This window comes from Rubripirellula reticaptiva (assembly GCF_007860175.1).
Classification (GTDB): domain Bacteria; phylum Planctomycetota; class Planctomycetia; order Pirellulales; family Pirellulaceae; genus Rubripirellula; species Rubripirellula reticaptiva.
This window is the reverse complement of sequence record NZ_SJPX01000003.1, coordinates 969,158-982,299: the sequence shown is the minus strand read 5'-3', so window position 1 is coordinate 982,299 and position 13,142 is coordinate 969,158. Positions and strand designations below refer to the sequence as shown.

Below are 13,142 nucleotides of genomic sequence, written 5' to 3'. Positions count from 1 at the left end.
CCTAACTCTTGCTAAACCACTGCGTCAGCCCAGGAATATCCTGCATCTTACTTCTCAATCGTTCAATCGCTCGGACGAACCGTTTGCTGGTTGTCTGTTTGGTCAGCTTCAGAATCTCGGCTGCTTCACCATTGGTGACGCCTTCGAAGATTCGCAGCGCGATGATCTCGCGGTCATCCGGATCCATTTGCTCAAGTAGTTCGTGCAGTTTTGCTTTTTGTTCCGAACGAATCAGCTTTCCCGATGCCGAGGATAGACGATCCATCAGCGCGGCAGCCAATGAAACCGAGGTTGCACCAAATCCCATATCGCGGTCGATCGACACGTCGCGTCTGGCGTCACGCATTTGAGTGTCGACGTGTCGACGGTGCACGGCCATCAGTCGTTCCATCGTGACAAGCCGCATCCACACCAGTGGTGACATCTCTTGTTTCGACTTGAAATCATCGAAACGTTTGGCGAGATCCAAAAACGATTCTTGAATCACATCCGATGGATCAACACGGCTGCGCAAATTGGCGTCCATCCGAAACGCGACCATCGATCGCAGTTGAACGCGATGCTGTTGGAACAAGTCGGCCAAAGAGGATTCATCGCCCGGTCGGGCGAGATGCGTCAAGTCGTTGGTTTCCTCACTCATTTTTGAATTCTATTGGTCAAGATCGCGCTGGCGGATGGGCAAAGCGTATCCGATGCGATGCGTCACGACGCGACGTTTCTAGCGGGACAGCGCGACATTCGCTGGCGACGGCGCGATTTTTCCTACACCGGCTGCCAGGACTAGGGTTCATACGACCACGTGAACGAACGCTTTGTGTCAATTTCTCCGGAATTGCTGGCTCAGGGGGCGACAACAGCCGGCGGGTCGCAGGTAGACCCATCGCGGGGGGATTCTGGATCTACCCGCAACAGGTTCCCCAGCAAGACAAGTTTGCCAGCACGTTCACTTGAAAGTGACACAATGAGTCGATTCCGAAGCGTCCGAGACCATCGCAACGACAAGCGACGCCGCACCGCCAAACGAGGTGGTCCATGGTCGCGGCGGCGGCTGTTGATTGAATCGCTTGAGGATCGGAATCTGCTGGCTGCGCTGACGGTGAACAGTTTCGCCGATAACACAACCAGCGGAGACGGACTCGTCACGCTTCGCGAAGCCATCATCGCGGCCAATGCCGATGCCACCACCGACCTAAGTCAGACCGGCAGCGGCGCCGACACGATCACGTTTGATCCGATCGTTTTCGCAACCGCCCAAACGATCAACATCGGCAGTCAATTGCCGACGATCACTGCCGCATTAACGATTAGCGGCCCTGGCGCCAACTTGCTGACGATCGATGCGGGAGACGGAACGGACAACACTTTCGATACTGGTGATGGCTTTCGCATTTTCAACATCGACGACAGCAACAATGGATCGCATATCAACGTGGCCGTTAGTGGCTTGACGTTGACCGGTGGCGATATCGTTGGTGTGGGTGGTGCCATCTTCAACAATGAAAGTTTATCGATCAGCAACAGCACCTTGACTGCGAATGCCGCCACAGGTCGAGGCGGAGCTATCGTCAATGGAAACGATGCTAATCTGAATCTGACCGGCAGTACGCTGTCTAATAACCGAACTCGCGACGATGGCGGCGGCATCGTCAACTTTGGGACAGCCAGCGTCGTCGAAAGTACCATTTCCGGGAATTCCGCAGTCCAAGATGGTGGCGGAATTTTCAGCTACTTCTACGACTCGTTGACCGTGCGCAACAGCACCATTTCAGGGAACTCGGCATCGGGCAGCGGCGGTGCGATCTTCAATCTAAATGGCACAATCAATGTCAACAGCAGCACACTCACCAACAACACCGCATCGAACAGCGGCGGTGGCATTTTCGGAACCAACGCCGGTCCCACGGTCATCAATGTCGCCAATAGCATCGTTTCCGGGAATACGGCGCCTTCGAATCCCAATGTTTCGGGAACCCTGGATAGCAACAGCTCTAATATTCTCAGTGGCAACCCGCTGTTGGGCCCGCTGGCCAACAACGGCGGACCGACGAAGACGCATGCATTGCTAACCGGTAGCCCCGCGATCGACGCGGGATCATCATCGGAACTCTTTGACCAGCGCGGCGTGCCGCGCCCGATCGACGATCCCGTGGCGCCGGGTAGCGGCACTGATATCGGCGCTTACGAATTGGAGTCGACGCTGCCGACGGTTGTCTCCGTTGACACGAATCTTTCCTTCATCGCTGATGCGAACGTCGGAACCGATGCGTTTGCTGTCGCCGTTGTATTCAGCGAACCGATGGATTCGGGCGTCACTCCAGTCTTGACGTTCAATCCTACCGCAAGCACGGCGCTGGCAAATGGAACGGGCCTCTGGTCCGGCGGCAACCAAACCTACACGGTGACTTACGACGTTGTCGACACCGGCGTGGATATCGCCAACGTGACCATCGATGTCACGGGAGCGAAAGACATTGCCGGCAACGGGCAAGTCGACTACACGCCCGAGATTGAGTTCTCCGTCGACACGCTCAATCCAACCGTAGCGGTCGATATCGTTGCCGCGACGATGGACGCGGGCAGCACATCGGTGGTGAACTTTCTGTTCAGCGAGTCGGTGAGTGACTTCGGTGACAGTGACATCACCGTTATCCGAGGAACGCTTTCACCGATCTCAGGCAGCGGCACCACCTACAGCGCCACGTTTACGCCACAGGTCGGTGCGGAACTTACCGCTGCGATAACAGTCGCCACCAATCGCTTTACTGATGCTGCGGGCAATTCCAATGTGAATTCAAGCAGCGACACTGTTGAACTATTGCCATCGCGTGGACTTGTCGTGGACACAACCGCATACGGACGCGATGGAAATTACACGCTTGGCCAATTGAGTTTGAACGAAGCTGTGTTCTTGGCAAATTTGGTTTCCGGTCCAGACACCATCTCGTTCGGATCGTATTTTGATACTCCCCGAACAATCAATGTCTCCGGAAGTGTGCTGTCGATCACCGACACTTTGACGATCGCCGGTCCCGGCCAGGAATTGCTAACGCTCAATGCGTTTAATAACAGTCGAGTCTTGGATTTCACCGGCACGACGGGCGACCTGACTGTATCGGGTCTGAAGCTGACCCGTGGACAGACGACTCAGTACGGCGGCGGCATTCGATTTCTATCCTCTGGCGATCTCACGTTGATTGCCAGCACGGTTAGTGAAAGTACAGGCTATTATGGCGGCGGGATTTACGCGCCCGCAGGCGACGTGTTTGTCATCAACAGTACCGTCAGCGGAAACACCGCGGGCATTTCTGGCGGCGGGATATTTGCATCCAATTCGAGCGCCACCGTGACGGTGATCGACAGCACGGTTAGTGGAAACGTTGCAAGCACTGGCCATGGTGGCGGTATCAATTCCTATTTGGGCGATCTCTCGTTAATTGGTAGCACAATCAGCGGAAATAGTGCGTCTCTCTATGGCGGCGGTATTCTGACGGGTCCAAACTCGGTCTCGATCGATCGCAGTACGATCTTCGGTAACAGCGCGCAGGTTGGCGGCGGAATTCGGGCTTTCAGCACGAATGCGAATCCAAGCTTCACGGTTACGAATTCGATCATCTACGGGAATACCGCCAGCGCGGCGCCTCAACTAGCGCATAATCTTGGGAGCGTATTGACGATCAACTACACCTTGATCGGCAGCACGTCAGGCACGTTAATCAATGGATCGACAGGCACGGGCAATCTATTTGGCTGGAATCCGCAACTCGGGCCGCTTGCGGACAACGGCGGCCCCACGCAGACGCATGCGTTGAGCGCGAGCAGCCCAGCGATTGATGCGGGCAATCCTACGATCGCATTCAACGCGACCGAGTACGACCAACGCGGTTTGCCCTTTGTTCGAGTCTTTGATGGGAACGCATCCGCCGGTTCACGAATTGACATGGGCGCGTTTGAGTTTCAAACGCTGCCGACGTTGGTCGTTGATAGTCTAGGTGACATCGATGACGATGACTATTCGGCCGGCGAACTGACCCTTCGCGAAGCTGTGTACCTCGCCAACGTCGCCCCAGGCATCAACACCATCACATTCGGATCGCTTTTCGACACGGTGCAGTCGATCAACCTGACCGCTGGCGAACTTCAAATCAACGAATCGTTGGCGGTCATCGGCCCCGGCCAAGATTTGCTGACGATTGATGCGCAAGGTGCATCACGTGTCGTGAACTTCTCCTCGTTCAATGACGATCTTTCGATCTCGGGTCTGACCCTCACCGGCGGACAGACCACCGGCGACGGCGGCGGAATTATCTTCAACTCCAGCGGCAACCTTGCCCTCACTGGCAGCACCGTCAGCGACAACACGTCAACCTTCAGAGGCGGCGGTATCTACACCGTCAATGGCAACGTAAATCTGAATAGCAGCACGGTCAGCGGGAACAGCATCACGGGCAGTGATGCGTATGGCGGTGGTATCTATTCGTTTAGCGGCCCGGTCAACCTGACCAGCAGCACGATCAGCGGCAATAGCATCACAGGAACTGGCACGTCAGCGGGTGGTGGTGTTTATACGTCATCTGGAAACGTGACGCTGACGAACAGCACCGTCAGTGGAAACCAGGCCAACACGGCTGCCAACTCCTTTGGCGGCGGCATCGCCACACGATCTGGCAGCTTGGCTGCAAGCGGTAGCACAATCAGCGAGAACCAAGCACACTCCGCGGGAGGAATCTGGGTCGAATATTCCCCGCCTGTGACGATCTACAACTCGATCATCGCCGAGAATCCTTCCACGAATGCGGAACTTAGTCTGGGTAGCGGGACGCGAACGATTGACTACAGCCTGATCAGTTTTTCCGCAGCGACATTTGGCATCGGGAATCTATCCTTCCAAGCTCCCATGCTTGGTCCGCTTGCTGACAACGGTGGACCGACGCAGACTCATGCGCTCTTACCCGGCAGTCCAGCGTTCAATGCGGGCGACCCCGCAATCGTGTTTAACGCTGCCGAGTTTGACCAGCGCGGCAGTGGTTTCGACCGTGTAAAATTTGGCCGAATCGACATCGGGTCTTTCGAGCGAAATGGCTACGATTTTGGTGATTCGCCAAGCCCTTATCCCACGCTGTTGACCAACAACGGTGCAGCCCACGAACCAATCGGTCCAACCTTGGGCCAGCTCCGTGACGCCGAAGGGGACGGCCAAGCCGATGACGGTGCCGATGAAGACGGCGTGACATTCAACGCAGGCACCATCTTGATCGGTGCGACTGACGCCACGGTGACCGTGAACGTTCAAGGCGGACCAGCGAAACTGGATGCCTGGATCGACTTCGATGGCGACGGTTCGTGGAACGCAGTAGAACAAGTGTTTGAATCGGTCGATGTCGTCAACGGTGACAATGTTTTGACCTTCAGCGTTCCCGCAACTGCGATCGGAGGCTTGACCCAGGCCCGCTTCCGGCTCAGTACCGCCGGCAACTTGAGCCCAGGTGGTTTCGCCAGTGATGGCGAAGTCGAAGACTATCCGGTCACGATCATCGATTTGGCGCCACCGTCGGTCACATCGGTCACCGCATTCCGCATCGTCGGCTCCGTCGCGACGACATCGTCGCTGATCAGCGATGCTGACGTTGGTGTCCACAAAGTGGCTTTTGTCATTCAGTTCAGTGAAGCGATGGACCAAAACGCGATTCCGGTACTGACTTTCGATAAAGACGTGACGTCGACCTTGGTCAATGCCGACGGCTTTTGGCCAATCACCAACGGCAACGTCAGCTTCGTCGTATTTTACGATGTCCTCGACGCCAACATTAGAATCGACGACGTGACCATCGATATCACTGGCGCAACGGACGTTTTTGCAAACGCGCAGTTGGACTACACGCCGGAGATCGAGTTCTCGATCGATACGCTCAATCCAACGGTCACGGTGGATTTTGCAACCGATGCATTGGACGGCAGCGGCTCGTCACTGGTCAGCTTTAACGTGAGCGAGACCATGACAGGTTTCGACGTTGGAGACGTTGCGACGATTGGTGGTACGCTTTCGGGGTTCGTACTCAACGACCCGTTCTATAGCGCAATCTTCACGCCGAACGTTGGCTTTGAGGGCACCGCTCGTGTCACCGTGGTCGCCGGAAGTGTCAGCGATGCGGCCGGAAACTTTGCTGCGGAAGCTCTCGATACGATCGAAGTTCTACCATCGCGCGGACTCATCGTTGACACGTCGACCGATGTCGTCGACGGCGATTATTCGCCCAATGAACTCAGTCTGCGTGAAGCGGTTCTCTTGGCGAATCTGGTTCCCGATGATGTGATCACGTTTGACGCGGCCGTCTTTACCGGCGGCGCGAACAGTTTGATCCGACTGACGCAAGGTGAGCTGCTGATCACGGCGGGATTGACCATCGACGGTTCCCTCGGCACGGAGATCGTGATCACCGCTGACGCGAGTTCGAATGACGTTCTAGTACCGGGCACCTACGTCACGGATGTCGCCGCGAGCCTCGCCGCGAATGCCAGTTCACTCGACGATAACTCTCGTGTTGTGAACTTCTCTGCCGCCACTGGCGATCTAACGTTGGTAGGGCTGACGGTGACCGGCGGTCGCACCACCGGTGCCAATGACATTGGCGGAGGCATCCGGTTCGATTCAATGGACGGTCTGACGCTTACCAGCAGCACCGTCAGTGGTAACTCGACCACAGGCGAATTAGGCCTTGGCGGCGGCATCTACGCTTTTGGCGATGCAACCTTGGATAGCAGCACGCTCAGCGGCAATCGCACCTACGGAAACGAAGGCATCGGCGGCGGTATTTTCGCTCGGCATGGTGACGTGATCCTGACCAGCAGCACGATCAGCGGCAACAGCACCTCGGGCGACTTTGCCGATGGCGGCGGCATCGCAGCTCGCTACGGTGACATCACGCTGATGGAAAGTACCATCAGCGGCAACAGTGGTTCGGATGGCGGCGGCATCTTCATGTTTAGAGGCGGCTTGTCACTGTCGCACAGTACGATCAGCGGCAACGTGGCGGAAGAAAGGGGAGGTGGCGTTTTTGTAATCAATTACGGCTACAACCCTCCGCTGACGATCGAAAGCTCGATCGTTGCGGGGAATACCGACAACGGTTCTGGCCCCGACCTGCATCCTGACCCCGACAGCACGCAAACGATCAACCATAGCCTGATTGGCATATCGGCGCTAACGATCACTGGCAGCAACAATCAAATCGGCAGCGTGGCAACTCCCGTCGAACCGCTGCTCGGTGCGCTGGCCGATAACGGAGGCCCAACACAGACGCATGCGTTGTTGCCTGGTAGTCCGGCAATCAATGCTGGCGACCCTGGGTTCAGTTCACCGCCCAATTTCGATCAACGTGGATTCGCTCGCGTTGCTGGCGGACAGATTGATATGGGTGCGTTCGAGGCCCAGGAGACTCCGAGTCTCACGGTCACAACACCCAACGACATCATTGACGAAAACGATCAGTTCACGTCGTTACGTGAGGCAATCAGATTCGCCAACGCCTTACCGGGTTCCCAAACGATCACGTTCGATGCCAATATTTTTCTTGGAGATGGGAACAGTTTGATCCGTCTGACCCAAGGCGAACTCGAGATCACCGATATGCTGACGATCGATGGCACGACCGGCTTGAACGTGACGATCACGGGCGATGCACTAGGCAATGACGAGTTGGTTCTAGGCACATTGATCACTGACGTCGCCGCCTCCGTAAACTTGCAACTAGATAACAACTCGCGGGTCCTGAATTTTTCCAGCACCACAGGCGATCTGACAGTCAATGGTCTGACAGTCACCGGCGGCCAGGCGCTTGATGGCGGCGGCATTCGTTTCAATTCAGACGGTGTGCTCTCACTCATCAGCAGTACGATCAGTGGCAATTCGGCTTACCAAGGCGGGGGCATCTGGAATAAGGGTACGGCGATCGTCACCAGCAGCGTGCTCAGCGGCAATTCGGCTTACCAAGGCGGCGGCGGCGGCATCTGGAACTTAGGTACGATGACCGTCACCAACAGCACACTCAGCGGAAATATTGGCGGCATCGGCAGCGGCGGCGGAATCAACAACGTCTCCGGTACGGTGACCGTCACCAGCAGCACGCTCAGCGGCAATTCGGCTTTCGCAGGCGGCGGCATTAACAACGTGTCCGGTACGGTGACCGTCAACAACAGCATCGTGGCAGGCAGCACTTCAGGCGGAGACCTTGTCGGTACCTTCAACGGTACCTTCAATCTCATCCAGGATGGATCGGGAGGGTTGGTGGACACGATTGTCGGCAATCCACTGCTCGGCCCACTGGCCAACAACGGCGGCCCGACGCTAACGCACGCGATATCGCCAGTGTCTCCTGCGTTCAATGCGGGCGATCCAGCGATCCCATTCAACGTTGGTGAATTTGACCAACGTGGCAGCACACCTTTTAGCCGTGTATTGTTCGGCCGAATCGACATCGGTGCTTTTGAAAGTAGCGGCTTTGATTTCGGTGATGCACCCGATTCGTATGGAACGTTGCTGGCCAGCGAAGGTGCACGGCACGAAGCAGTCGGCCCGACTTTGGGTGCAACGCGTGATGGCGAGAGCGATGCGGTGGCACCGCTGGATGGTAGCGGCGACGGCGCCGATGACGACGGAGTCATCTTCGGCACGATCCAAGTCGGACAGACCGATGCGAGTGTGACGGTCAATGTTCAGGGTGCCGCAGGCAAGCTGGATGCCTGGATCGATTTCAACGGTGACGGGACCTTCGATGGACTCGGTGAGCGGATCGCCAGCCGTGCGCTCGTGAACGTCGGTGACAACGTCGTGCTGTTCGATGTGCCCGCCGATGCCGTCAGCGGTCAGACGCTTTACGCGAGAATTCGCTTGAGCACCGCCGGTGGACTCGGTCCACGTGGCCTGGCCTTGGACGGTGAAGTCGAGGATCACCCCCTGACCATCAACCCGCCCGACTTCTCGCGATTTTTCGCTGACAGCGGCCAGTCGCTGGTCAATAGCTCGCTGAGCTATAGCGTAAGTATGGGGGATCTCGATGGCGACGGCGACCTGGACGCCTTCGTCGCCAATGTTCAAGGCGACCACCAGGTGTGGATTAACACCGGCGGCGTGTTCGCGGGCAGCCAAACGCTGGCCAATAGTTTGCGCAGCACTAGCGTGAGTTTGGGGGATCTCGATGGCGACGGCGACCTGGACGCTTTCGTCGCCAATGATCAAGGCGCCCACCAAGTGTGGACCAACACCGGCGGCGTGTTCGCGGGCAGCCAGACGCTGGCCAATAACTTGCGTAGCTTTAGCGTGAGTTTGGGGGATTTCGATGGCGACGGCGACCTGGACGCCTTTGTTGCCAACAATAGCGACGACCACCAGGTGTGGACCAACGCGGGCGGCGTGTTCACCAACAGCCAGTCTCTGGTCAATGGTTTGCGCAGCTATAGCGTGAGTTTGGGGGATATCGACGGCGACGGCGACCTAGACGCCTTCGTTGCCAACGTTGGCGACGACCACCAAGTGTGGACCAACACCAACGGCGTGTTCACCAATAGCCAGTCGCTGGCCAATAGTTCGAATAGCCGTAGTGTACGTTTGGGGGACGTCGATGGCGACGGCGACCTGGACGCTTTTGTCGCCAATTATCAAGGCGACCACCAGGTGTGGACCAACACCGGCGGCGTGTTCGCGGGCAGCCAGTCGCTGGTCAATAGCTCGCTGAGCTATAGCGTAAGTATGGGGGATCTCGATGGCGACGGCGACCTGGACGCTTTTGTCGCCAACTATCAAGGCGACCACCAGGTGTGGACCAACACCAACGGTGTGTTCGCGGGCAGCCAGACGCTGGCGAATAGCTTGGGTGGTCTTAGCGTGAGTTTGGGGGACGTCGATAGCGACGGCGACTTGGACGCCTTGGTCGTCAACTATACCGGCGACCACCAGGTGTGGACCAACGTCAAACCTGACTTCGGTGATGCACCCGATTCGTATGGAACATTGCTGGCTAGCGACGGTGCACGGCACGATACGGTTGGCCCGACTTTGGGTGCAACGCGAGATATTGAGAGCGATGCGGTGGCACCCCTGGACGGTAGCGGCGACGGCGCCGATGACGACGGGGTCTTCTTCGGCACGATCCAAGTCGGGACCGCCATCGCTGGCGTGAACATTGATTTGCAAAACGCCGCGTCGGCTCGCGTCGATGCCTGGATCGATTTTGATGGCAACGGAGTCTGGGACGCCAGCGATCGAATTCTTGACAATGTGTTCGTCAGTGGCGGTTTGCAAACTCTGAACTTTGTTGTGCCCGCCAACGCCGTGGTCGGTGACACCTACGCTCGTGTTCGGGTCAGCTCCGCCGGTGGACTCGGTCCCCATGGCCCGGCATTGGACGGCGAGGTGGAGGACTACTTGGTCACCATCACCAAAAATGTTGTTTTCAACTTGCCGACCGGAGTCAGCAATGACGTCAACCTGCAACTCAATGGCGCCAACGTCGAGGTGACTGATAACAACAATGGGGGTGCCGTAATGTTCACGACGCCACTTTCATCGACACAGTCGCTGACGATCAATGGCGGAACGTTAAACGACAATGTGAACATCGATTTTGACGCGACCACGGCGGGTGGATTCTTTTCGTTTGTTGGTGGCATCGCCTTCAATGGTTCCAATGGAATCGACAAATTGGTCGTCAACGGCACTGGAACTTCGCGAGCAACCTACCATTCCAGCAATAGCACGCTGGGTGATGCAAGTATCACTACACGTGACGGCGCGAATACAAGTGTCGTCGCTTTCACTGGGGTTGAACCACTGGCAGTGACCGGAATGTTGACCTTTGCGGTCGATGGCACCCTAAATGTCGGTGCCGACACGTTGACGATCGAATCAACGTTGATGGCAGCACTCGATGACCTGACCTTGCTGGACGGTGGCACAATCACATCGGCGTCGGGACTGGCGTTGGGATCCGGCGAGAGCTTGATTGGAAACGGAACCATTGACGGGCCGTTCGCTGGCCAAAGCGGCTCGACCGTTTTATTGACCGGCGACCTCACCATCGGTGATGCCGCGGCGTTCAACGGATTCGATACCGACGGCATCCTACGAATCGCCAACCACACGCTAACCTTGATGGATGCGAACCAAGTCGTGCTGGGATCGCTGACCACGCTTGGCAGCAGTGGCAACGCCGGTACGATCATCGCCGCCAACGGAGCACTGATCGACTTCGGCGACAACCTGACCGGTTTCGGCACGCTCGACACGCCCAACGACCTCGCGCTGATGTCCCTGATCAATGGCAGCGTGGATGGCACCAGCCCTGCCCAGCCAATCACATTGCCGGGTTATTCCAAAGGCATCGGCAGCCTGAACAACGTCAACATCACCGGCACACACAGTCCCGGCTTCAGCCCGGCCCAAGTGGTCAACGGCAGCGTGACCTACGCGGCCAGCGCCACGACCATCATCGAGCTGGGCGGTACGACCCCCGGCAGCAGTGGCCATGATCAATTGATTCACACCGGCGCTGTGGCCTTGGGTGGCGACATACAGGTTGTCGAACTCAATGGATTCACACCGAACGTGGGTGATTCATTTGTACTGATGACGTCCAGTGCCGGATTCACCGGCGACTTCGACCGCGTCGAACTTCCCGCCGCACCGCTGGGAAGTGACTGGGACCTCAAGGTTGGCTCCAACGAAGTGCGTTTAACGCTGGTCGACCTCGCCCAAGTCGGCGCGGTGCTCATGGATAACGATACCGGCCAACGTTCACAGATCAGAACGCTTGAAGTTCAGTTTGAAGGAAGCGTCGATATTGAGCCCGGTGCGTTTACTCTCACTAAGCGGGGAAGTCAGGGGGGAACCGTCGATATCACTTTCACCTATCAAGACGACGCCAACGACAACACGATCGCGACGATCCTGTTTGAGTCCACGTCAGTGTTTACCCGTGGTACGCAAAACTCGCTCGTCGACGGTAACTATGAACTTTCCGTTGATCCCAACAAAGTAAGTCGCGCCGGAACTTCCGTCCGACTAGACGGAGACGGCAATGGACTGCAAGGCGGCGACTATGGAATCGGAACGTTAGAAAGCGACAACTTCTTCGCACACTTCGGAGATACCTCTGGCGATCGCATCGTTGGCGTTCCCGAGTACGGTCAGTTCATTCAAACATTCTTCAAACCGACCAACGACGCTGCATTTAATGATCTTTATGACTTCGACGGAGACGGTGTTGTTGGCATCCCCGACTATGGCCAGTTCATTCAGCGGTTTTTTAAGGGAATTGAATACGAGTAACGCCAGCGTTCTATAGCCTAGTAATCGAAAAAAAACCTTAAACCACACAAGAAAATTGAGTTAGAAATGAATCGTGTATTGATCCTAATAATCTTAGTTTGCTCATCCGCGGGCGTTTCGCGAGGCGCGATGGTGCTCACGTTCGATGTAAACGCGAATCTGCCCGACAATCAGGCAAACCTAAACCTTGCTGCGAATGCCAGTTTTGATGTTGCCATCAACATCGCATTAGAGGCGGGCGATTCGCTTTCCGCCTACGCCTTCAAGATTCGGTTTGACAGCGAGGAATTGATTCTCAACAGTATTGTTCGCACAACGCCGAACGTTCAGTTCTTTACCATTGACAGTTCTGCTACGAATCGTAACGGAAATGATGATGCGAGGCTTGGCAACACCAATTACCAAGAGGTTGGCGTTAGCGCCATTACCAATCCCGTTTTCATTGGTGGAAATCCGATCTCCGGACCCTTCAACTTCCGGGCAGCACTGTTGACATTTCAAAGTACTGGCTCGCTCGTAAGCGGTGATACTGATCTGATCTTTGAGCTTGCCGCCGGTGACGGTTTCACCGACGCAAATGGACTCTCCGCAGTACCCAACTTATCCTCGTCAGGCAATATCAATGCAACTGCCGTCCCCGAACCAAGCTCGTTGGCTACCTTCGGACTGTTCTGTTGCGTAGCGCTGGGTCGGCGTCGTAGACGGAGCTCGGGACAGAAAATGTCCTAGTTGCTCTAGGTCGTACGAGGAGATTATTAAAACTGCAGAGTGATGTGGAAAAGTGAAGTCAGAAATTGCCAGGCTTGCCAACACGAAACCTTTT

Annotated in this window: 3 protein-coding genes; 2 read left to right on the top strand and 1 reads right to left on the bottom strand. The window is 56.4% G+C overall.

Annotated features, from left to right (window positions below; all coding sequences use genetic code 11):
* Nucleotide 1 precedes the first annotated feature (1 nt).
* Nucleotides 2-640, bottom strand: a complete 639-nt coding sequence (locus Poly59_RS16345; protein WP_146535133.1) for a sigma-70 family RNA polymerase sigma factor — start codon at nt 638-640, stop codon at nt 2-4.
* Nucleotides 641-961: 321 nt separating this feature from the next.
* Here Poly59_RS16345 and Poly59_RS16340 point away from each other — a divergent pair, with 321 nt between their 5' ends.
* Nucleotides 962-12,319: a choice-of-anchor Q domain-containing protein gene (locus Poly59_RS16340; protein ID WP_146535132.1), complete on the top strand. Its 11,358-nt coding sequence runs from the start codon at nt 962-964 to the stop codon at nt 12,317-12,319.
* Nucleotides 12,320-12,385: 66 nt separating this feature from the next.
* Nucleotides 12,386-13,048 carry a PEP-CTERM sorting domain-containing protein gene (locus tag Poly59_RS16335; RefSeq protein ID WP_146535131.1) on the top strand — a complete coding sequence of 221 codons (663 nt, stop codon included), beginning with the start codon at nt 12,386-12,388 and terminating at the stop codon, nt 13,046-13,048.
* Nucleotides 13,049-13,142: the final 94 nt, after the last annotated feature.